15 protein-coding genes and 1 riboswitch are annotated in these 22,015 nt (G+C 67.4%); of the genes, 7 read left to right on the forward strand and 8 right to left on the reverse strand.

Annotation, left to right across the window (positions count from 1 at the left end; all coding sequences use genetic code 11):
- Positions 1-10 precede the first annotated feature (10 nt).
- On the forward strand, positions 11-4,207 hold the full coding sequence (locus ACYVBS_RS05820) for a WD40 repeat domain-containing serine/threonine protein kinase (protein ID WP_460822406.1): 4,197 nt from the start codon (positions 11-13) through the stop codon (positions 4,205-4,207).
- 52 nt (positions 4,208-4,259) lie between these two features.
- On the opposite strand, the gene ACYVBS_RS05825 is transcribed toward ACYVBS_RS05820, so the two are convergent.
- Entirely contained in the window at positions 4,260-5,087 is an 828-nt protein-coding gene (locus tag ACYVBS_RS05825; RefSeq protein WP_460822408.1) for a UDP-2,3-diacylglucosamine diphosphatase, read from the reverse strand.
- Positions 5,084-6,823, reverse strand: coding sequence for a bifunctional ornithine lipid synthase OlsF (olsF, locus tag ACYVBS_RS05830; protein WP_460822410.1), 1,740 nt, complete (start codon positions 6,821-6,823; stop codon positions 5,084-5,086). Before olsF ends, ACYVBS_RS05825 begins: the two co-directional genes overlap by 4 nt.
- Positions 6,824-7,050: 227 nt before the next feature.
- Between olsF and metK the strand changes: the two genes are divergently transcribed.
- Positions 7,051-8,286, forward strand: a complete 1,236-nt coding sequence (gene metK, locus ACYVBS_RS05835) for a methionine adenosyltransferase (RefSeq protein ID WP_460822411.1) — start codon at positions 7,051-7,053, stop codon at positions 8,284-8,286.
- Between the two features lie 355 nt (positions 8,287-8,641).
- On the opposite strand, the gene ACYVBS_RS05840 is transcribed toward metK, so the two are convergent.
- The gene (locus tag ACYVBS_RS05840; protein WP_460822413.1) at positions 8,642-11,158 is read right to left on the reverse strand and encodes a S9 family peptidase; all 2,517 of its coding nucleotides are present in this window, start codon (positions 11,156-11,158) and stop codon (positions 8,642-8,644) included.
- 197 nt (positions 11,159-11,355) lie between these two features.
- Positions 11,356-11,452: riboswitch (S-adenosyl-L-homocysteine riboswitch) on the forward strand.
- A 74-nt stretch (positions 11,453-11,526) separates the two neighbouring features.
- Here ACYVBS_RS05840 and ahcY point away from each other — a divergent pair.
- A complete protein-coding gene (gene ahcY / locus ACYVBS_RS05845; protein ID WP_460822414.1) occupies positions 11,527-12,969 on the forward strand; it encodes an adenosylhomocysteinase in 1,443 nt (480 codons plus the stop codon).
- A 110-nt stretch (positions 12,970-13,079) separates the two neighbouring features.
- On the opposite strand, the gene ACYVBS_RS05850 is transcribed toward ahcY, so the two are convergent.
- From ACYVBS_RS05850 to ACYVBS_RS05860, 3 genes are all read right to left on the reverse strand, one after another.
- Positions 13,080-13,823: a LytR/AlgR family response regulator transcription factor gene (locus ACYVBS_RS05850; RefSeq protein ID WP_460822415.1), complete on the reverse strand. Its 744-nt coding sequence runs from the start codon at positions 13,821-13,823 to the stop codon at positions 13,080-13,082.
- Positions 13,820-14,857, reverse strand: coding sequence for a sensor histidine kinase (locus ACYVBS_RS05855; protein ID WP_460822417.1), 1,038 nt, complete (start codon positions 14,855-14,857; stop codon positions 13,820-13,822). Before ACYVBS_RS05855 ends, ACYVBS_RS05850 begins: the two co-directional genes overlap by 4 nt.
- A gap of 85 nt (positions 14,858-14,942) precedes the next feature.
- The gene (locus tag ACYVBS_RS05860) at positions 14,943-15,869 is read right to left on the reverse strand and encodes an alpha/beta fold hydrolase (RefSeq protein ID WP_460822419.1); all 927 of its coding nucleotides are present in this window, start codon (positions 15,867-15,869) and stop codon (positions 14,943-14,945) included.
- Between the two features lie 222 nt (positions 15,870-16,091).
- Here ACYVBS_RS05860 and metF point away from each other — a divergent pair, with 222 nt between their 5' ends.
- From metF to ACYVBS_RS05880, 4 genes are all read left to right on the forward strand, one after another.
- On the forward strand, positions 16,092-16,925 hold the full coding sequence (gene metF, locus ACYVBS_RS05865; RefSeq protein WP_460822420.1) for a methylenetetrahydrofolate reductase [NAD(P)H]: 834 nt from the start codon (positions 16,092-16,094) through the stop codon (positions 16,923-16,925).
- 93 nt (positions 16,926-17,018) lie between these two features.
- Positions 17,019-17,687, forward strand: coding sequence for a hypothetical protein (locus ACYVBS_RS05870; RefSeq protein WP_460822421.1), 669 nt, complete (start codon positions 17,019-17,021; stop codon positions 17,685-17,687).
- Positions 17,688-17,860: 173 nt separating this feature from the next.
- Entirely contained in the window at positions 17,861-18,427 is a 567-nt protein-coding gene (locus ACYVBS_RS05875; RefSeq protein ID WP_460822423.1) for a DUF4124 domain-containing protein, read from the forward strand.
- A gap of 140 nt (positions 18,428-18,567) precedes the next feature.
- Positions 18,568-19,488 carry a branched-chain amino acid transaminase gene (locus ACYVBS_RS05880; protein ID WP_460822424.1) on the forward strand — a complete coding sequence of 307 codons (921 nt, stop codon included), beginning with the start codon at positions 18,568-18,570 and terminating at the stop codon, positions 19,486-19,488.
- Positions 19,489-19,596: 108 nt separating this feature from the next.
- Here the strand turns inward: ACYVBS_RS05880 and ACYVBS_RS05885 are convergent, their stop codons facing one another.
- Both ACYVBS_RS05885 and ACYVBS_RS05890 read right to left on the reverse strand, forming a co-directional pair.
- Entirely contained in the window at positions 19,597-20,928 is a 1,332-nt protein-coding gene (locus ACYVBS_RS05885; RefSeq protein WP_460822425.1) for a sensor histidine kinase, read from the reverse strand.
- Complete coding sequence (locus ACYVBS_RS05890) at positions 20,915-21,598, reverse strand: response regulator transcription factor (protein ID WP_460822426.1); 684 nt, start codon at positions 21,596-21,598, stop codon at positions 20,915-20,917. Before ACYVBS_RS05890 ends, ACYVBS_RS05885 begins: the two co-directional genes overlap by 14 nt.
- Between the last annotated feature and the right edge of the window lie 417 nt (positions 21,599-22,015).

Here is a 22,015-nt window from a genome sequence, read left to right on the forward strand (position 1 = left end):
CCGATGGTGGATGAATTCCGCCGTGGTGCGTTTGGCGTTTGGCCAGGAAACGGTGGTGCCGGGCGCGGACGGCCGGGTGGCGCGCTCATCGGAGCCCGATCCCGACGATCCGAGCCAGCGCGAGTTCGGGGACTTCGAACTGCGGCAAGTCATCGGGCGCGGGGGCATGGGCGTCATCTACCGTGCATTCCAGCGCTCGCTTGATCGGGAGGTTGCGTTGAAGTTGCTGTCCGGTGGGATATGGGCAGCGCCGGAGTTTGTCGCCACGTTGCGGCGCGAAGCCCGGCATGCGGCCTTGCTGCAGCATCCCAACATTGTCGCGGTTTACGAAATCGGTGATTTCGACGGGCAGGTGTATTACGCGATGCAACTGGTGGAAGGCCGATCGCTGGCCGAGCACCTGCAAGAACAAGGGCCCCTGTCCCCTCGGGATGCCGCCGTGCTGTTGCGCACCGTCGCCGAGGCCGTGGATTACGCCCATCGCCAAGGCATGCTGCACCTGGACCTCAAGTCCGGGAACGTCATCCTTGGCAATGACCACGTGCCCAGGATCACGGACTTTGGCCTTGCGCGTCGTGTCGGCGCCGAAGGACTGGTCGACAATGAACGCGTCTCGGGGACACCGGGGTACATGGCACCGGAGCAGGTGCAGGTACGAGGCGACAAGCTTAGCGCCGCCACCGACGTCTGGGGACTGGGCGCCATCCTCTACGAGTCACTGACGGGACACCCCCCGTTCGAGGGCGACTCACCGCAGGCCGTCGTCACGCTGGTGCATGAAGGCACGGTTCGCACCCCTCGGCGCTACAACGAGGGCCTGCCCCGCGACCTGGAAGCGATCTGCCTGCGTTGTCTCCACAAGGATCCGGCGCAACGCTACCGCAGCGCCCGCGCGCTGGCCGATGACCTCGGCCGTTTCATCGAAGGCCGGGAAGTGCGCGCGCGTCCGCTCAACGCCGCGCAGCACGCGTGGCAATGGATGCGCCGCGAACCGCGACTGGCGGTGGCCAGTGCCGTGGCGCTGGCGGCGCTGCTGGCCGGCGTGCTGATTGCCGCGCGTGAATGGCAGCGGGCCGAAGTCCACTCGCTGGACGCCAGCAGGAACCTGTGGGCCCAGCGTGAAGAGATTGCATGGCGGCAGTTCGAAGATTCCCGCGGCTATGCGGCCTTGTCGTCACTGGCCGCCAACCTGCGCGAGCAGGAGGCCATCGGCGCCGCCGCGGAAGCGCGCCATGAGCGATTGCGATTGGGCATCGCCAGATCGCGGATGCCGGCGCTGCTCGGCGTCTTTGACGCGAATGCCGCCGTCCACGTTGCGACCTTGAGCCCGGATGGCAAGTTCATAGCGCTGGGCTTGGAACCGCTCACGGTCGCGCTCTACGAACGCGCCACCGGGAAGCTGCGTTGGCGCACGAAACTGAATCAGCATCAGGCCTCCTGGGATGGCCAACTGCGCCGGCTGGTCTTCACGCCCGATGGCACCCATCTGGTGGTCAGCGAGCATTGGACGATGGGCCAGATGCGTCCGGCCGGCTATCGCACCTATCGCCTCGCCCTCGCCGATGGTCGCCAGAGCACGGTGCCGGTGGATTCGAGGGTCGTCGGCGAAAGTTGGAGCGACGATGGGCAGCGTGTCCTGCTGCAATCCGAGGACGGCCGCCTGACGTTGCACCGGGCCGACGGCACCCTGTTGGCCACGACCCGGATTCCCGTCCCCGGCCATCCTTACCGTCCCAGCTGGTTGATACCGGCAGGCGCTACGTTCATTGGTTACCGCCCGAACCTGGAGAGCGTTGAGGTGCTCGACGGTCGCACGCTGGCGGTGCGCCATCGCATCGACATCGGTCGCCCCGACGATGGGTTCATCGCGTGGACCAGCACGCCGGATGGACGTTGGCTGGTCCTGGGCACGCAGCAAGGCCGCGTCCTGCTGGTGGATACGACGACGGGGGAGCAGCGTCTGCTGCTCGCTGATGCCGGCGGTGAAGTGACCTGGTTGTCGACCAGCGCGGGAGGCCGCCGGTTGGCGGTCTCGACGCGTCAGGGCGAACTCTCGCTCTGGTCACTGCCGGCGGGCACGTCCATCGGCCGGATTGTGTTGCGACGTGAGTTGTGGGGCCACCAGTTGCAGTGTGACGAGGACGGAGACCATTGCCTGGCGCTGGCCATGCATTGGGATCGTGTCGCGATGTGGGCCATTGATTCGATCAAAGGTCGGGGCGGTCAGGTGGTCCGCGTCGCACCGGAGATCACGCACCACTCCTTCATTCCCCGGTTTGCCAGCAGCTTCAACCTGCAGTCCGGCGTGCTCGTCACCGGCAGCCAGGACGGCGTGGTACGGCTCTGGCGTCTCCCTGCATCGCCCGAGCGAGCGTGGCTGGCCGCACCGCGAAGGGAGTGGCCGCTGAGATTTGACGGGCGCCGGCTGGTGGAAGTGGACGGCCTGCGCCTGCGCCTGGTCGATGCAAACACTTACCGGCCCGCGTCCCCCTGGGTCGATTTCGATCATCCGATCGGCTTCGCATCGCTGTCCCCGAATGGTCACGATGTGGTCGTGACCGCAGGCGATCACGTCCATGTGCTCCAGGCCCCAAACCTCGCACCACGGTACCCACCGATCCGGCTTGGCGGTTCCCCGATGGATCTGCTGGTCAGCGGCGATGGGCGCGTCCTGGTGACGCGGTGGTTGGCCGCGCCACCCGTCGCACCCGGACAGAGCCGGGTGCAGGCATTCGACCTCACGCTTGGACATCCCATCGGCCCTGCTGGCGACATGTCGCTGTCCACGGCCCGACTTTCCCGTGACGGTCAATCCATGCTGGCGGTGGACGGCGCCGGAAGCCGCCTCTATGCCATCCGCGACCTGCGGCATCCGCGCCTGGTGTTCGCCAACGCCCGACCCGAGTCGACCGTGATCGCGGCCGAGTTCGACGAAACGCGCGGGCAGATCGTGCAGGCCACCGAAAGCCGCGACAACGGCCTGCGTAGCGAATTGCAGCGCTGGAGCTTGGAGGATGGCCGCCTGCTGCAGGCCATGCCCCTCAATGCCAGCATCGACAGCCTGGTGCTTGAACCCACCGGCGGCGCAATCGCGATCAGCGGGCGCCCCGGCGGAACGGCCAGCACGGACCTGTCGATCATCGTCCGCCTCGACGGGAAACGGATTCCCGTCGCGCTGGCCGGCGAGAGCCAGCTTGCCCGGGCACAGGCATTGTCGGCCGACGGCGCCATCCTCGCGCAGGCCTTGGTCAACGGCGTCATGCTGGTCGATGCAGTCAATGGGACCGCGCTGGGGCCGCCACTCCAGGCATGGCTACCGGCCAACGACATCGTGGCCCAGGTTGCCTTCGCGCCTGACGGGCGATCCGTTCTTGCCCGAACGATCCTGGGGCGCTGGCTGCTCTGGCCGCTGGAGCCAGACCGGCGGGCCACGCATGTGATTGAAGAAGAGGCTGCGCTACTGGCGCCACCGCCCAGCACGACCTACGTGCCTCCGTCAGCGGCGTTGCGCGAAAGCTGGCGGGATCGCACCGACACGTTGCCCCAGCTTCAGACGCGACACGCCTCCGTGTGGTCTTGCCAGGGCAATGCGATCCCCCCACGTTTGGCGCAGACACCGCCCCATCTGCTGGACCTGGGCCCCTACTACACGACCCCCCTCGTCGACACCCTGGACATTGCCAGCAGCTACCACGTGCACAACCTGGCGATGGGAAATCCCTGCGGGATCCCCATGGGGATGGAGCGTCTGGGGGGCCGCGACTACGACATCCGCGGCCTGCTTCGCCTGCCATCGCAGGGCGATGCCCCGCTGACGATCACCGTGCCGCCCGGCCACTTCCGATCGGTCCACCTGCTGTCCGCCATTGGCGCACCTCCGTACGACTTCAACCTTGCCGAGCCGACGGCCCTGCTGGACTTCGTGTACCGGGACGGCACGGCGGTGACGCGGCGTTGGACAAGCCAATTGGAAGTGGGCGGGAAGGATGTCGCGGAGTCCAAGTCTCGCGTGGCATTGGCCTGGCGGGGCTCGACATCGCGTGACGAAGTCGGCCCCGGCATGGGGGCGAGTCTGTATTCGACCCGTGTCGAAAACCCCTACCCGGAGCGGGAGTTGGTTGGATTGCGGTTGCACCCGGCGTCCTCGGCGCTGTACGACCGCCGCGTGCTGGTCGCGGCCATCACCCTGGACCCGACCCCGCCATGATGCGCTGGAACAGGCGTCTGCGGGACGCCAGGCCATACGACGTGCGCCGGATTCAAGCGGCGTCGGAAAGTCTGTCGGACTCGGGTGAACCTGCGGCGCGCGGTGCCACCATGGCCAGGGTCTGCCCCGTGTGCGACAGCAGCCGGAACGTCCCGTCGGGGTCCTCGCAGATCGCGGTCAGGCTCTCCACCCAGTCGCCGTCGTTGGCATAGATCTGGCCATCACGCTCGAACAGGGCCGCGCGGTGGATGTGCCCGCAAATCACCCCATCCAGACCGCGACGTTTCGCGTCTTCCGCACCGGCCTGGACAAAGCGGGCGATGTAGCGCTCGGCCGCCGCACTCCGGCGCTTCAGGAACTCGGCCAGCGACCAGTAGCGCAGCCCGAGGCGACGCCGCAACTGGTTGACCCATTGATTGCCGGTGAGGATCCGGTAGTACAGCCAGTCGCCGAAGCGCTCCTGCAAACCGCCAAAATGCGTAATGCCATCGTAATCGTCGCCATGCGTCACCAGCAGGCGACGACCGTCGAGCGCGGTGTGGATGGCCCGTCGCCGCACCTGCATGCGCGGCAGCACCAGCCCGCAGAATCGCCGCGCGGAACGATCATGGTTTCCGGGCACGTAAATGAGTTCGGTGCCGGCGCGCGCCAGCGCATGGAGCCCCTCGAACACCCGCTGCTGTGCCGGCGTCCACACGGCCCGCCGCATCGACATCCACCACAGGTCCACGATGTCGCCGACCAAGTACAGGCGATCGCAGCGCAGTCCTGCGAGGAAGTCCGCCAGTTCCGCGGCGTGGCAATGCTTGGAACCCAGATGCACGTCGGAGATGAACACGGCCCGGCGGCGATGCTGCAACGACGCCACCGGCGCACTCACGCGGGCACTCCGCTCACCGACCCCGTAGGCGTCGGCGTCGCGCGGCCGCCTCCCAGGTAACGTTCGCGCTTCTTCGGGCGCAGCGTATGCAGGTCAACCTCGATCAGCCCGTCCACCGCATCACTGAAGTCCGGGTCCACCCCGAACGCCAGGAAGCGCGCGCCGCCAGGTTCGCACAGCTCGGTGTACTGCTTGTACAGCATCGGCAGCGTGGCCCCGAGGGCATCGAGGTTGGCCTTGAGGACACGGAACGCGGTCTCCGCATCCATTTCGCCAAACGGATGCGGTGCGGCGCGGTAGGCGAACGGCTGCTTCGACTCGGCGTGCAACTCACGCGAGCCGTAGAAGCGATCGTAATAGGCCACGATCTGCTCGCGTGCCTCGGCCGACAGGGCCGCGCTGATCGACACTGGGCCGAACAGATAGCGCACGCCGGGATGCCGCACCAGGTAGGCCCCGATCCCCTGCCAAAGGTAGTCGATGCTGCGGCTGCCCCAGTATTCCGGCACGACGAAACTGCGCCCAAGCTCCATGCCGGCCGCGATACGCTGAATGGCGTCATCGGCATAGCGAAACAGGGATGCGGTGTAGAGGCCCGCCAGGCCGTGTTCGGCCAGTACCGCCGAACCGCGGGCAACGCGGTACGCCCCTGCAATCTTCTGCGCGCCCGCGTCCCAGAGCACGATGTGCTCGTACCAGCCATCGTAGATGTCCACGTCAAGGCCGCGTCCGGTGCCCTCGCCCACGGCACGGAACGTCAGTTCCCTCAGCCGGCCGATTTCACGCAGCAGCGGCGAGCCCGTGCGCAACCGTCCGCAACGAATCTCGCGCCCGTCAGCCGTCAGTCCCAGCAGCGGCATCGCATGGATCCCGGCACACACCTCCGCGACCGGCACCGCTTCAACCAGCGGCGCCGGTCCGGATTCGACGCTACGCTCGCGGGGGGTTCCGATGGCGTGCAGTTCCCGGCGCACCTCGCGCAGGTGCCGGGCGGGATCGCCATCGGCCGGCAGGTGCAGCGGCCGACCGATGCGCAACACGATCCGCCGCGCCCGGCGGGCGAACATTTCCCGTGCCAGCAGCGCTGTACCGGCGGGCTTGAACAGCGCCGAGGCGCCGTAGAACAACGCCGAGTTGCGCGCCTCCACCCGGATGGGAAGCACCGGCGCATGGGTGCTCCGGGCAAAGCGCAGGAAGCCCCGGCGCCAGCGCCCGTCAGTCACACCGCGCAACCCCAGCCGCGCAACCTCGCCCGCGGGGAAGATGATCACGCACTGCTCCGCCTGCAGCGCCTGCTCAACGGCACGCAGGCTGTCCGCGCCCGGGCGCCCGCCCAGGATGCGTACCGGCAGCAGCAGACCGCGCAGGCCGTCCAGCGATGCCAGCAGGTCGTTGGCGATGATCTTGACATCGCGGCGCACGCGGCCCACTTGCTGCAGCAGCGCCAAGGCATCCAGCGCGCCGGAGGGGTGGTTGGCCACGATCAGCAACCGCCCCGTCGGCGGGATCCGGCGCACCTCGTCGGGATCGGCCTCATGCCGCACTTGCAGGTAATCGAGGGCGGCCTGCACGAAATCGAAATCGCGCAGGTGGCCATTGGACTGCAGGAAGGCCGCCACCTCATCGAAGCGCGACCAGCGTCCGATGGTCCGCAACAGTGGCCGCGCCAGGGTGGCGCGTCGCCCCCGGAACCACGTTGGAAAGCGCTCCCGCAGCTGCTGTTCGAGTGCCTGCATGGTGCCTATTGCCCGCCCCTGTTGGCCGGCAGCGTGTGGCCTCGGCAATACAGCGACGTGGCAAATCGGCGTCAAACCGGTGACAGCGCGGGAGCGCTCACACCATGCAAACGGCGTCGCGGCTAGTTAAATGCAAGGCAACGCCCGAAGGCGCAGAATGCACGGACGCGCCCAACCTTGTATCATGCGCGCCCATCCTTTTATCCGAATGCAAGGATATAGCCTCGATGTCCAGCTACCTCTTCACCTCCGAATCGGTGTCCGAAGGCCATCCGGACAAGATCGCCGACCAGATTTCCGACGCCGTCCTCGACGCGATCCTGGCCCAGGATCCGCGTGCCCGCGTGGCGTGCGAGACGCTGGTCAAGACCGGTGCCGCCATCGTTGCTGGTGAAGTGACCACCTCGGCGTGGGTCGACATCGAGTCGCTGGCCCGCAAGGTCATCAACGACATCGGCTACGACAACTCCAATGTCGGTTTCGACGGCCACACCTGCGCCATCATCAACATGCTGGGCAAGCAGTCGCCGGACATCGCCGCGGGCGTGGACGGCACCAGCAAGAAGGCCAAGAAGCCGGAAGAACAGGGCGCGGGCGACCAGGGCCTGATGTTCGGCTACGCCTGCAACGAGGCGCCGGAGTTCATGCCGGCCCCGATCTACTACTCGCACCGCCTGGTCGAGCAGCAGGCCAAGGTCCGCAAGGCCAAGAACAGCAAGCTGCCGTGGCTGCGCCCGGACGCCAAGTCGCAGGTCACCCTGCGCTATGACGCCAACCACAACGTGGCCGGCCTCGACGCCGTGGTGCTGTCGACCCAGCACGACCCGGGCCTGAAGCACAAGGACATCGTCGAGGGCGTGTACGAGCACATCCTGCGCCCGGTGCTGCCGAAGAAGTGGCTGGAGTCGCTGCCCAAGAACAAGATCCACATCAACCCGACCGGCATCTTCGTGATCGGCGGCCCGGTGGGTGACTGCGGCCTGACCGGCCGCAAGATCATCGTCGACACCTACGGCGGCATGGCCCGCCACGGTGGTGGCGCGTTCTCGGGCAAGGATCCGTCGAAGGTCGACCGTTCGGCTGCCTACGCCGCGCGCTACGTCGCCAAGAACATCGTCGCCGCCGGCCTGGCCGACAAGTGCGAAGTGCAGGTCTCGTACGCCATTGGCGTGGCCGAGCCGACCTCGATCTCGGTCACCACCTTCGGCACCGGCAAGATTCCGGACGAGCAGATCGAGAAGCTGATTCGCAAGCACTTCGACCTGCGCCCGTACGGCATCGTGAAGATGCTCGACCTGATCCACCCGATCTACCAGGACACCGCGGCCTATGGCCACTTCGGCCGCAAGCCGAAGGAAGTGTCGTACGTGGACGGCGCCGGCAAGAAGCAGACGGCGACCGCTTTCTCGTGGGAGAAGACGGACAAGGCCGAGGAACTGCGCAAGGCGGCGAAGCTGAAGTAAGCCGTTCGGCAGTTCAATGCAGGATTGGAAACGGGTCGCTTCGGCGGCCCGTTTCTTTTGGGCGTTTGTTTGCAGGAGTGGTCGCACGGAGGCGGGCCGCAGGGGGCAGTGCTGCAGCCCTCCGTCGCGGCATCCTGCCGCGAGTCGGGCCGCGCGCCATCCATGGCGCGCTTTTCCGCACTGCCCCCTGCGGCCCGCCTCCTGACCCAACGCTTCCAGTCGCCAAGTCGCATAGGCGCGGAATGGGCTCTGGTAGGGCAAGAACACTTGGTCGTATTGGCCTGGACATCGGGACTGCGAAAAAAGAAACGGCGCCGAAATTCGGCGCCGTCTCGTTGCTACTACCGCTTGGGGTTTACTTCGCGGTCGCAGCGCGCGTAGTCGACCCCGTACCGGCGGCCTTGACGTACTTCTCCAGCCACGCGTCGCTCTCGGCCAGCATGTGCAGGATCGATTCGCGCGCGCGGTAGCCGTGCGATTCGTTGGGCAGCATCACCAGGCGGGCGGTGCCGCCCATGCCCTTGACCGCAGCGAACATGCGCTCGCTCTGGATCGGGAACGTGCCGGAGTTGTTGTCCTGCTCGCCGTGGATGATCAGCAGCGCGTCCTTGATCTGCTCGGCGTAGTTGAACGGCGACATGGACCGGTACACGTCCTTGGCCTGCCAGTAGTTGCGCTCCTCGGCCTGGAAGCCGAAGGGGGTCAGGGTGCGGTTGTAGGCACCACTTCGGGCAATACCGGCCTTGTACAGGCGGGTGTGGGCCAACAGGTTGGCGGTCATGAACGCACCATAGGAATGGCCGCCGATGGCCATGCGGTTGCGATCGCCCACGCCACGACGCACCAGTTCGTCCACCGCCGCCTCCGCGTTGGCCACCAGTTGCGTGACGTAGGTGTCGTTGGGCTCGGCCGTGCCTTCGCCCACGATCGGCATGGACGGGTCGTCCAGCACCGCGAAGCCCCGTGCCAGGAACGGCAGCGGACCCCAGTAGCTGATGGTGTTGAAGCGGTACGGCGAGTCGGTCACCTGGCTGGCGGCGGCGGCGGATTTGAACTCCGCCGGGTAGGCCCACATCAGGACCGGCAGCGCGCCATCACGCTGCGCGTCGTAGCCCGGCGGCAGGTACAGGGTGCCGGTCAGTTCGACGCCGTCCTTGCGCTTGTAGCGGATCTGTTCCTTGCGCACGTCCTTCAGCTGCGGGGTCGGGTGCGGGAAGCGGGTCAGCGCCAGCGGTGCGGCCTTCGTTGCCAGATCCTGCAGGTAGAAGTTGGTGGGTTCGGTCGGCGACTCCCGGGTGATCAGCAGGCGCGTGGCCTCATCGTCGAGGATCGCGCTCGGCGCCTCGTAGTACGGCGCCTGCGAGTGGAACAACCGCGTCTTCTGCTTGGTGGCGAGGTTGAAGCGATCCACGAACGGCCGATCGCCTTCCGGCGAGGCTCCAGCACCCTGCAGGAAGATGCTCTGCGTGTCGGCCGCGATCTGCAGGCGTTCGAACCCGTTCGCGTCGCGCACCGTGGCCGGGTTGCCCGGATCGTTGTAGCGGTCCTCGCTGGAGCCCTGGTGGATCAGCTCGGGCGCCTGCTGCGGACGATCCGGAGCCACGCGCCACTGCTTCTGCTGGCGCGTCTTCCACCAGTATTCCTCGAGCAGCGCGAGGTCACCACGGCCCCAGGTGGCTCCGGCGTAGCGTGAGGACAGCTTGGCCAGCAGCGTCGGCTTGGCCTTGAAGGGGGCGGCCTGCAGGTACACCGCATCGCGCACGGCGACCTCGCGGTTGGGATCGCCACCGTCCTGTGCCTCGGCCCACACCAGGGTGGCCGGCGCATCGCTGCGCCAGCTGACGTTGCGCACGCCCGTGGGTACCGCGTCGTTGCCCGGCGGCAGTCCCTCGATCAGCGGCAGCTTCGCCACCTCGTGGACGCGCTTGCCCTCGGTGTCCAGCACCTCGATGCGGCGCGGGAAGCTGCCCACGGTCACCTGGTAGGAGAACGGGCGCTCCACGCGCTGCACCAGCAGGTGGCGGCCATCCGGCGACGGCGCTGCACCCAGGTACAAGGCCGGCGTGCCGACGGTGCGGGCACTGCCCTGCAGGTCCACCAGCGCCAGCTGCGAGCGGAGGTAATGCTCGAACAGGTTGGCGTCGCCCTCGTTCTTCAGCAGGTCCTGGTACGTGCGCAGTTGGCGCACGCCCGCACCGGCTTCGGTTTGTTGCGTATTCGGCCCCGTCGGGATCGTGCTGGCACTGGGGGCGGTGCCCTGCCCGGCCGGCTGCAGTTGCACGAGCAGGCGCTGGCTGTCCGGCATCCACGCGTAGCCACGGCCCACCACCGTGTTCAACGGCTGCGCCATCAGGCGGCGTGCGCGACGCGCAGCCACGTCCACGATCCACAATTCATTCGCCCCGGTGCGGGTGTCGACGTGGTTGAAGGCCAACTGGCGCTGATCCGGGGACCACGCCACGCTGGCCACGGCGAGCGGCTGCGGCAGCCCCTGCAGCCGGATCTCCGCACCAGTGGCGACATCCATCAGCCACAAATCCATACCAAACGAGAAGCGGCTTGCCGCATACGAGCGCGGGTTGATGCGCAGGCCGGCCAACTTCAGCTCCGGCTGCGCCACCACGTCGATGCCCGGCAGCGGCGGGGTCTGCAGCAGCGCGGCGGTGTCGCGCTTGGGACCCAGCAGCAATTGGGGTGCGCGCGGCGCGTCCACGATGGCCTGCAGTGCCGCGTCCGGCAATCGGTAGCCGGACGCCGCGGCGTCGTTGGCAGCCGGTGCCGACCGCACCGTCATGGCCTGCGCAAACACCTCCAACGGCAACAGGGCCACCACCAGCCCCGCGGCGTAGCACCGCCGCAACAGATTCTTCATTCACCACCCCCTGTCAAAAAATCCACCGGAGCGTCGCACGCAATTCGCCCCGCGGGAAATGACGAAAGTACCGACCCGCGCGGGCCGACGATCTACCTGAACCGCACCTGCCCCCAGTCCACGCGCCGCGCCAGAACCGGTGAGCGGGCGGGGCCGAGTGCATCCGCCGCGGGACCTTCCGCAGTACAATGGGAGCCTTCGCCGAGGGGCGCTGCGACCGTGACCCAAGAGCACGGCCAGGCTCGGCGGACCCAGCGGCAGGCCACTGCCGTGCATCAACGGCGCCCGATGTCCGCGGACCGCACCCAGCCTCTCGGCCGTGCCCCGCAAAGCCCGCCCCGCGCGGACTTCAACATTCGGAGCTGCACATGAACGCTGTTGCCAAGACCTTCTCCCAGGAAGGCGACTACAAGGTTGCCGACCTCTCGCTGGCCGACTGGGGCCGCAAGGAACTCGACATCGCCGAGCACGAGATGCCGGGCCTGATGTCGATCCGCAAGAAGTACGCCGCCACCACCCCGCTCAAGGGCGTGCGCGTGACCGGCTCGCTGCACATGACCATCCAGACCGGCGTGCTGATCGAGACGCTGAAGGACATCGGCGCCGACGTGCGCTGGGCCTCGTGCAACATCTTCAGCACCCAGGACCATGCCGCCGCTGCCATCGCCAAGACCGGCACTCCGGTGTTCGCGTGGAAGGGCGAGACGCTGGAGGAATACTGGGACTGCACCCTGGACGCGCTGAGCTTCCCCGATGGCAAGGGTGGCTTCCTCGGCCCGCAGCTGGTGGTGGACGACGGCGGTGACGTCACCCTGCTGATCCACAAGGGCTATGAGCTGGAGAACGGCAGCGACTGGGTCAACACCCCGTCCGACAACCACGAAGTGCAGGTGATCAAGAACCTGCTCAAGCGCGTCGCCGCCGAGCGCCCGGGCTACTGGCACACCGTCGTGCGCGACTGGAAGGGCGTGTCGGAAGAGACCACCACCGGCGTGCACCGTCTGTATCAGCTGGCGCAGGAAGGCCAGTTGCTGGTGCCGGCGATCAACGTCAACGACTCGGTCACCAAGAGCAAGTTCGACAATCTGTACGGCTGCCGTGAGTCGCTGGCCGATGGCCTGAAGCGCGCGATGGACGTGATGCTGGCTGGCAAGGTCGCGGTGGTCTGCGGCTACGGCGACGTCGGCAAGGGCTCGGCGCACTCGCTGCGGGCCTACGGCGCGCGCGTTGTGGTCACCGAGATCGACCCGATCAACGCCCTGCAGGCGGCGATGGAGGGCTTCGAGGTCAACACCGTCGAGGCCACCCTCGGCCGTGGCGACATCTATGTCACCACCACCGGCAACAAGGACGTGCTGACCCTGGCGCACATGCAGGGCATGAAGGACCAGGCCATCGTCTGCAACATCGGCCACTTCGACAACGAGATCCAGGTCGATGCGCTGAATGCGTCGGGCGCGGTACGCACCAACATCAAGCCGCAGGTCGACAAGTACACCTTCGCCAATGGCAACAGCATCTTCCTGCTGGCCGAAGGCCGTCTGGTGAACCTGGGCTGCGCCACCGGCCACCCCAGCTTCGTGATGAGCAACAGCTTCTCCAACCAGACGCTGGCGCAGATCGACCTGTGGGCCAACAAGGACCTGTACGACCCCAAGGTCTACATCCTGCCGAAGAAGCTGGACGAGGAAGTCGCGCGCCTTCACCTGGAGAAGATCGGCGTGAAGCTGACCACGCTGACCGCCGAGCAGGCCGCGTACCTGGGCGTGCCGGTGGACGGTCCGTACAAGCCGGACCATTACCGCTACTGATCCCTTGCGGGGATTCGTCGCACTGAAAACGGGCGCTCAGGCGCCCGTTTTCATTCAACCGGGCTGGTCGCAAAGCGTTCCGGCCGCCGCGTCCGCACACACCTCACCGGTCAAAGGGCCAGGCGCTCGCGCAGTTCCCGCGCCTGCCGACGCGACACCTCCACCACGCTGCCATCCTTGAGCGTCAGGTCGTAGCCCTCCCCCACGGCCAGGTCGATGTTCTTGACCATGCGCAGGTTCACCAGCGTATTGCGATTGGCGCGGAAGAACAGCGCCGGATCCAGCCGAGCCTCCAGCGCGCTCAGGCTGCGCGGCAACAACGCCTTCTCCTCACGGAACCACACCCGGGCATGGTTTCCATCGACCACGATCCGGCTGATCTCGTGCAGCGCGACGAACCAGCACTGCTCGCCATCGCGCAGGAACACCTGATCGTTGGCGCCCAGCAGGGTTCTCGGCTCGGTGTCGGCCGTCGCCGTGGTGGCGAGCCGCGCGCGGGCGCGGGCCAGCGCTGCGGACAGGCGCTCGGGCACGACCGGCTTGACCAGGTAGTCCAGCGCGTTGGCATCGAAGGCGTGCACGGCGTAGTGGTCGTAGGCCGTCGTGAATACCACCAACGGCACATGATCCAGCCCGTCCAGCACGTCAAAGCCGGTGCCCGAGGGCATCTGGATGTCGAGCAGCACCAGGTCGGGACGCAGCGCTTCGATGGCAGCTTTCGCGGCGGGCACGTCATCGGCCTCACCGATGCAATCCACGTCTGCCACGTCCGCCAGCAACGTGCGCAGTTCCTGGCGCGCCAGGCGGGTGTCGTCCACGATCAGGACCTTGAGTGGCGATGGGCGGGCACTCATTGTCCGATCTCCAGCCGCGCCAGCACGCGCGCCCCGTTCTGCACCAGTTCGAACCGATCGCCCGGCGTGCGCGCCAGGCGGGCACGCAGGTAGGCCAGCCCGACGCCGTGGCCGCCGGCGGACTGGTCCACTCGCCCCGGATTGCTGACTTCGATCACCAACCGGCCATCGTCACACCACGCCGACATGCCCAGTTCACCCCCGCCCGGCGTGCGCGCGATGCCGTGCTTGATGGCGTTCTCCACCAGCAATTGCAGCAGCATCGGCGGCAGCCGCGCGTCGCGTGCCTCGGTGGCGATGTCGCGATGCACGCGAAGGCGCTCCTCGTAGTGCACGCCTTCGACCGCGAGGTAGTCCTCCACCACCGTCAACTCCTCGCCCAGCGATGCCGAATCGCGCTGGCTGTGTTCCAGAGCGTGGCGCAGGATGTTGGAGAGCCGGGTCACCACTTCGCGTGCCTGGGCGGGCTCCTCGTTGATCAGCGCGCGGACATTGTTGAGCGCATTGAAGACGAAGTGCGGATTGAGTCGCGCCCGGAGTGCGTCCAGCTCCAGCGCGCTGTGCTGCGATTCCGCGCGAAGGCGGGCGATCTCGCTTTGGCGTCGGTGGCGCAACAGGTGCCAACCCGCCCATCCAGCGACCCACAGCCACAGGATCAGTGCGACCTGGATCGAGTAGGCAATCAGTTCGCGGATGCCATAGTCGTCACCCGGCAGCGATTGGAGCAGCCCCAGCGCAGTCGCCGCCTGGACGGCCAGGCGCGCGCCGAACTGCACGATCACCGCGCCCGGCAGCACCACGGCCGCAAAGCGCAGCAGCAACGCCCCGGCCCCGAGCGCAAACCAGTTGCGTCGAAGCGCCAAGGTGCGCAGCACGCCCGTCGCGAGCCACAGCCCCATGCCCAAGCTCAGCCCCAGCCACCAGGCCACATCCACCGGCCCGCCCATGCTGGCGAAGCCGGCCACGATGAACGCGGCATACAGCGCGGCCGGCAGCAGGTTGAGCAAGGCAAAGCGGAGGTCGGCACGTGACATCAGACGGTTTCCTTTCCAGTTGTCGAACGGGTGCCACTCGCAAGGCAAGAGCCGGCGTTGGCCGGCCCTCGCCCGTCAGGCGGGATTACTTCGTCGCGATGAATTCGCGCACCTGCTGCTGCAGCCACTGCGGGTCATCCCACTGCAGGAAATGGTAGCCGCCTTCGCTCATCTCGATACGCACGCCGTCGAGCTTGGCGTACTGGGCCTTGAAGATGGCCGCGGTGGAGTCCTTGGTCGCACCCATGGGGGCATAGGCCGCCCACGAACCCAACACCAGCGTGGGAGTGCGGATCTGCGCCAACTGGTCACGCAGGTCGACGGTCATAAGTTCGTACATTGCTTGGCTGGTCACGGCACGGTCACTGGCGTTGCCCCACTGGGTGAGCGTGGGGATGCGGCTTGCGTCGCGCACCAGTCCCCTGAGTGAAGCCGACACGCCGGCGCGGTAACTGGCGTCGTCCTGGGACAACATGCGGGCGCGCATGGCCTGGGCCATCGGCTTGACCGTTTCGGCCGTGGCCGCGGGATTCTGGATGGCACTGAAGAATGGCAGCGAATCAACGATGACCACGCGATCGAACACATGGGGGCGGCGGCTGGCCATGTCCATGGCCAGGAAGCCGCCCAGGCTGTGGCCGATCACCACCGGGCGCTTGAGCTTGCGTGCGTCGACATAGGCCAGCAGGCGCTCGCGCATGTCGGCCAGCCAGGCCTCCTTGCTGGCGTCCGCCGCCGCCGGAAGGCCGGCAAACCCGGGCAACTGCACGATGTGGCACTGCACCTGGTCGGCCTGCAACGCGGCGCACGTGTCGCGCCAGGTCTCGCCGGCGCTGTTGAGGCCGGGGATCATCAGCAACGGACGCCCCTGGCCCACGACTTCGACCGCCAGCCCATGGAACGACTGCGGCGCGGCGGCCTGTGCCGACTGCCACGCGGCACAGGACAGCGCGAGGGTGGCAACCAGGCCACGGAAGGCATGGCGGAAGGTCGACTGGACGAGGTACTTCATGGCGGGCTCCTTGCGTTGGGTGTGGCCATAGCGTGGCGGCGCCGCCCCGCACCCGCAGGGTTTCCGTGACGAGTGGCTGTCCGGCGTGCTGGACGGCGGGACGGACGGGGGAGCGGTCCCATTGCGGGGTGTCGTGCCGCCAGGTCCACGGCGCTCCAATACTTGATTGCTTCATCGCGATGAAGCGATATAATGATGACCATTCCTGCATCGGGCCCCGGCATGTCCCTCCCCATCAGCTTCGAGTTCTACCCCCCGAAGACCGACGAGCAGCGGGCCCAGCTCGACAAGACGGCCGCCAAGCTCAAGGCGCAGACCCCCGACTACGTCAGCGTCACCTTCGGCGCCGGCGGTTCCACGCTCAGCCACACCCCCGAGGCCATCCAGCACCTGCGCGGCACGCACGGCTACGACGCGGCCCCGCACATCACATGCATGGGCGGCTCGCGCGAGGAGATCCGCGGCCTGCTCAAGCTTTACAAGGCGCTGGGCGCTCGCCGCCTGGTCACCCTGCGCGGCGACCTGCCCTCGGGCATGGTGAGCCCGGGCGACCTGCGCTACGCCAGCGAGCTGGTCGAGTTCATCCGCAACGAGACCGGCGACCATTTCCACATCGAAGTGGCGGCCTACCCGGAGACGCATCCCCAGGCGCGCGACGCGCACGCCGACCTCAAGGCATTCGTCACCAAGGTCAAGGCCGGCGCCAACGGCGCGATCACGCAGTACTTCTACAACGCGGATTCGTATTTCCGCTTCGTCGACGACGTGCGCAAGACCGGCATCGACATCCCGATCGTGCCGGGGATCATGCCGATCTCCAACTACAGCCAGATCCGCCGGTTCTCGGACCTGTGCGGCGCCGAGATCCCACGCTGGGTCGCGCAACGCATGAGTGCATTCGCCGACGATGTCGAAAGCGTGCGCGAATTTGGCGCGGACGTGGTCGCGCAATTGTGCCGTCGCCTGATCGACGGCGGCGCACCGGGCCTGCATTTCTACACGCTCAATCTTTCAAAACCGACACTGAACGTCATGAGCCGAATCGGCGGGGTTTGAGCAGGGTTCAGCCCCAGGGGCTGTTTTCAAACACGACGTTGACGATGGCGCGGGGAGCATTTGCGTACCCCCACGTAATGCGTTGCACGTGCCATGAAAACGCTCCATGCCAGTGCCATTGCCACCCTCACCCTGCTTGCCGCATCGATTCCCGTCGCCACGCCCGTAAGCGCGGCCACGAGCATCCAACGCTGCCAGAGCGCCGACGGAACGGTCGTGTACACGGATAAGCCGTGCTCTGTGCACGGCGCCACCGCGGCACCGATGTCCGGTGAGTTGATGACGCGCATCGCCCGCGAGGAAGCGATGGCAGAAGCCCACTACGACCTGGCCGATGCGAACACTTCGTACGACCAGGCCGATGCAAACGCTTCGTTTGCCGCACCCAGCGCCCCCGGCCGACGCTCGCCCACCGCCGGTTGCGCACGTTCGGCCACACAGCTGGCCATGGACCTGCGTGGTGCGTTTGCCTTGGGTGACATCAATCGCATCGCGGAAAGCTTCCAGTGGGCGGGGATGAGCCACCGTGAAGGCCAGATGGGCATGGAGCGCATTGATCGGCTGAACGACGCGCCCCTGGTGGATGCGCGCTACCTGGACGCGACCATCGGCTTGGCCGGCCTGCAAATGGCGGACGCCTCCACGGCGATGGCCAACGCGAACGCTGGCGTCATGCAGCTGTGGTTTGGCGAAGGCGGGACACAGCGCATCGTCGATCTGGACGTCAAGCGCTATCAGGGCTGTTACTTCGTGGCGTTCTGACGCGCGCACGACGCGGGAGGCCTTACGACCCACGGCCCGCGACGCACGGCTGCAAGCTTGGAACGGGCGCCCGGAATGTCGCGACGCTGGGGCGTGAACCCCGCCCAAACCCTCGCGCCCTAACGCGACGGCCCGCACTGTTCGCCCTTCCCCGCCGGCGCTACCCTGCCCGCATGTCGCTTCGGTCCATCCTCATTCCCTTCGCCCTGGCGACGTCGGCGATGGCCTCCCTCGCCGCCCTGCCGGGCGACGTGGCGGCCCAGGTGCGGCGTTGCGTGGCCCCGGATGGGCGCATCACCTACACCGACCAGCGTTGCCGTGACATCGGGGCCGAAGCGGCGCCCCCGCGGCCTGCCGCCGGCGGGGCCGTGATCAAGGGCGCCCGGCTGCCGCGCTGCCCGCGCAACCTCCAGGACCTGGTCTATGAGGTCACCAGCGCCATCGACCGGCGGGATCCCAACCGCCTCGCCGCCCTCTACCACTGGACGGGCATGCCGAACGAGGCGGCGTACCGCGTCATGGGGCGCCTGAGCACCATCGTCGAGCGACCGCTGGTCGATGTCGTAGCGGTGATGCCGGCCACGGCCGACGGGGAAGACGGGAACTACTACCCGCAGACGACGGCAGGTGCAGCCCCCATCGGCCTGCGGCTGGAGCAGACGCTGCCCAATGGCAGCACGCCTTCGCGCACGTTCTTCGCGCTGAAACGCCACGTGGGCTGCCTCTGGATCACCTTCTGAGGCCGCCCACCGGGCACGTCCCGCCGCGTCTCCGGCTGGCCTGCGACGGCCCGGCCCAAACCCTCGCCGGCGCAACCATCCCTCCAGTCCGCGCCGCCAGCCAGTAAAATGCGGGGTTTCGCCCCCACCGAGACGCTGGCATGAGCATGCAATACCCCGAATGGATCTGGCACAACGGCGAGATCAAGCGTTGGGCCGAGGCCACCACCCACGTGATGGCGCATGCCCTGCATTACGGCTCCTCGGTGTTCGAAGGCATCCGCTGCTACGAGACGCCCAACGGCCCGGCGATCTTCCGCCTGACTGACCACAACAAGCGCCTGTACGCCTCGGCCCGGATCTATGACATGCCGATGCCGTACGACCTGGCCACGATCAACGCGGCCTGCCGCGAGGTGATCAAGAAGAACGACCTGACCAAGGCCTACCTGCGTCCATTCGCCTACCGCGGCCTGGGCGGCTTCGGCCTGTCGGCCGACACCCCGGTGGAGATGTCGGTGGCGTCGTGGTTCATGGGCCCGTACCTGGGCGAAGGCGCGCTGGAAGCCGGCATCGACGCCTGCGTGTCCAGCTGGCAGCGCTTCGCGCCCAACACCATCCCGGCTGGCGCCAAGGCCGGCGGCAACTACCTGTCGGGCCAGCTGATCGCGCGCGAGGCGCGTCGCCTGGGCTTCGGCGAGGGCATCGCGCTGGCCTCCACCGGCCTGCTGAGCGAAGGCGCCGGCGAGAACCTGTTCCTGGTGTTCGATGGCGCGCTGCACACCACCCCGGTGTCGGCCGCGCTGCTCAACGGCATCACCCGCAACACCATCATCACGCTGGCCAAGGACGCCGGCATCGAAGTGGTGGAGCGCGACATGCCGCGCGAATACCTGTACCTGTGCGACGAGCTGTTCATGTGCGGCACCGCCGCCGAGATCACGCCGATTCGCTCGGTCGACGGCCGCCAGGTGGGCGCGGGCCACGCCGGCCCGGTCACTCGCCGCATCCAGGAGCTGTTCTTCGGCCTGTTCAACGGCAAGACCGCCGACAAGCACGGCTGGCTGGAAATGCTGGACTGATTCCACCGGGCGGGCGCCCGTGGGGTCCCTGCCCACACCCGGGACTTCCCGGGCCGCGCAATCCACCGACGCCGCCGGCATCCCCGGCGGCGTCGCGCGTTCTAGGGCTCAGCGCGCCAGTCGGAGCGTGGCCACGACGCCGCGCTCGTCACCCGGACGCACGCTCACGTCCCAGCCATACATGTCGCACAGGCGGCGCACGATCGACAGGCCAATGCCCCCGCCCTGCGAATGGCCGGCGTGGGTGCCGCGGTAGCCGCGCTGGAACAGCTTGGCGGCATCTTCGGGGCTCAGTCCCGGACCGGAGTCGATGACCTCGATCGATTGGCCCTTGATGCACACCACGACCTCGCCGCTGGGCGTGTACTTCACCGCGTTGCCGATCAGGTTGCCCAGGGCCACGGCCACGGCAGCCTCGGGCGCGTCCACCACCAGCCCACGCTCGCCTTCCAGCCGCAGTGCGAGTGGCTTGCCACCCAGTTGCGCACGATGCGCGTCCAGCAACTGTTCGGCCTGCCGCGCCACGTCGGTCGCGCCGTGCCCGCGCTCGTTGCGCGACAGCAGCAACAGCGCGCTGATCAGGTCGGTGCATTGCTGTTCGGCACGCTGGACGCGCTGCAGGCGACCGCGGGTCTTGTCGTCAAGGTCGGACTTGGACAGCAACAATTCCACTGCGCCGCGGATGACGGCCAACGGGGTGCGCAGCTCATGGCTCACGTCGGCGTTGAATTCGCGGTCACGCTGCACGACTTCGGTCAGGCGTTCGGCGTAATCGTCCAGGGCCGCGGCCAGCTGGCCGACCTCGTCGTCCGGGAAATGGCTTGCCAGCGCTTCGGCCTGGGCGGTGCGGCCGGACTTCTTCAGTCGCGTCGCCAGCTCCGACACCGGACTCATCACCCGCGATGCCGACCACCACCCCACCAGCAACGACAGCAGGGTGAACACCACGACCGAACTGTAGATGGCGCGGTTGAACTGGGTCTCGCCGCGCATCGACTGGGTCATGTCGTACGCGAGGAAGAACCACTCGTTGGGCGTCTTGCGCACCGCCAGCTTGTACGCGAACGGGCTGCCGTCGGGGTTGCGCCCGGTGATGTTGTGGATGCCATCGCCGAGGTCGTACCAGTCGGGCTGCTCCAGCCGCAGCGCCTCGAAGCGGTCGCGGCCCACCACGCGGCCGTACATCTGCTGCACGCCCAGCTCAGGATTCTTGTCGGGGGCGGCGAAGTACTGGCGCGCGTACTCGGTGATGTTGCGGTTCATCACGTCCTCGACCAGCGTGTTCTCGACCCGGGTGCGGGTCCAGTTGGTCGCGAACGCAAACAGCATCGTCAGCCCGAAGCCGAGCAGGACGAAGCCGAGGATGATGCGGCTGCGCAGCCGCCTGCGGTAACGCCGCCGGTTGCGGCGCGGCGCGGGGGCCGGCTCAGCTGGCGCCATCGGGCGGGGCAATGCGGTAGCCGATGCCGTGGCGGGTCTGGATCATCGGTTCGCCAAACGGCTTGTCCACGACGGCGCGCAGGCCGTGGATGTGCACGCGCAGGCTGTCCGAATCCGGCAGCTCCTCGCCCCACACCCGCGTTTCCAGCTCCTGTCGCGTCACCACCGCCGGGGACGCCTCCATCAGCGCCTGCAGGATCTTGAGCGCCGTGGGGTTGAGCTGCAGCAGCTTGCCCAGGCGACGCACCTCGAGCGTATCGAGGTTGTATTCCAGGTCGCCGACGTTGAGCACGCGGGTCTGCACGCCACGTCCGCGGCGGGCCAGCGCATTCAAGCGCACTTCCACTTCCTGCAGGGCGAAGGGCTTGATCAGGTAGTCGTCGGCGCCCGAATCGAACCCGGCCAGCTTGTTGTCCAGGCTGTCGCGCGCGGTCAGCATCAGCACGGGCGTCTGCTTGCGCGCTTCGTTGCGCAGCTTGCGGCACACCTCCAGGCCGTCGAGGCCCGGCAGGTTGAGGTCGAGCACGATGGCGTCGAAATCATGCACCACGGCCAGGTGCAGGCCGGTGATGCCATCGGCGGCGAAGTCCACGGTATGGCCGCGGTCTTCGAGGAAGTCGCCAAGGTTGGCGGCAATGTCCTGGTTGTCTTCAATGACTAGGATGCGCATTGAACCGTCCTGTGTGTGGGTCTTTCGACCGCGTTGCCGCGTGCGGGTTCCAGTGTTCGCGATGGCGCGAGCGCCATCGCATGGTCCGATTCTGCCAGAGCGTCCGTCAGCATCCACTTCATGCCCGTCGCATGCGCATACGGTGCAATCGATCGCGCGCGGCGGCAAGCGCGACGTCGACCAAAACAAAGACCCAGACGTGGGTTCGCCACGCCTGGGCCAAAAGGTGTTGCCCCGATACCGAAGCCCGCTGACCCGGGCCATTCCTGACGCGGAGAGGCAAAGCTGCGGTAGGGGCAGGTTACGCAGGGTCCGATTAAAGGGCCGTTAAAGTCGCCGGCCCGCACCAGGGTGTCTGGCGTCATGCGCGCCGCGGACGCGTGACCCGCTTGCGGGCACGCCGCGCGGAACTTCCGT

It is taken from the genome of Lysobacter olei, assembly GCF_054777355.1.

What these genes read in the sequence shown, in the direction of transcription:
- ACYVBS_RS05820 (WP_460822406.1), top strand. Translation starts at nt 11, where the DNA reads ATGAATTCCGCCGTGGTGCGTTTGGCGTTTGGCCAGGAAACGGTGGTG.
- olsF (WP_460822410.1), bottom strand. Translation starts at nt 6,823, where the DNA reads ATGCAGGCACTCGAACAGCAGCTGCGGGAGCGCTTTCCAACGTGGTTC.
- metK (WP_460822411.1), top strand. Translation starts at nt 7,051, where the DNA reads ATGTCCAGCTACCTCTTCACCTCCGAATCGGTGTCCGAAGGCCATCCG.
- ACYVBS_RS05840 (WP_460822413.1), bottom strand. Translation starts at nt 11,158, where the DNA reads ATGAAGAATCTGTTGCGGCGGTGCTACGCCGCGGGGCTGGTGGTGGCC.
- ahcY (WP_460822414.1), top strand. Translation starts at nt 11,527, where the DNA reads ATGAACGCTGTTGCCAAGACCTTCTCCCAGGAAGGCGACTACAAGGTT.
- ACYVBS_RS05850 (WP_460822415.1), bottom strand. Translation starts at nt 13,823, where the DNA reads ATGAGTGCCCGCCCATCGCCACTCAAGGTCCTGATCGTGGACGACACC.
- ACYVBS_RS05855 (WP_460822417.1), bottom strand. Translation starts at nt 14,857, where the DNA reads ATGTCACGTGCCGACCTCCGCTTTGCCTTGCTCAACCTGCTGCCGGCC.
- ACYVBS_RS05860 (WP_460822419.1), bottom strand. Translation starts at nt 15,869, where the DNA reads ATGAAGTACCTCGTCCAGTCGACCTTCCGCCATGCCTTCCGTGGCCTG.
- metF (WP_460822420.1), top strand. Translation starts at nt 16,092, where the DNA reads ATGTCCCTCCCCATCAGCTTCGAGTTCTACCCCCCGAAGACCGACGAG.
- ACYVBS_RS05870 (WP_460822421.1), top strand. Translation starts at nt 17,019, where the DNA reads ATGAAAACGCTCCATGCCAGTGCCATTGCCACCCTCACCCTGCTTGCC.
- ACYVBS_RS05875 (WP_460822423.1), top strand. Translation starts at nt 17,861, where the DNA reads ATGTCGCTTCGGTCCATCCTCATTCCCTTCGCCCTGGCGACGTCGGCG.
- ACYVBS_RS05880 (WP_460822424.1), top strand. Translation starts at nt 18,568, where the DNA reads ATGAGCATGCAATACCCCGAATGGATCTGGCACAACGGCGAGATCAAG.
- ACYVBS_RS05885 (WP_460822425.1), bottom strand. Translation starts at nt 20,928, where the DNA reads ATGGCGCCAGCTGAGCCGGCCCCCGCGCCGCGCCGCAACCGGCGGCGT.
- ACYVBS_RS05890 (WP_460822426.1), bottom strand. Translation starts at nt 21,598, where the DNA reads ATGCGCATCCTAGTCATTGAAGACAACCAGGACATTGCCGCCAACCTT.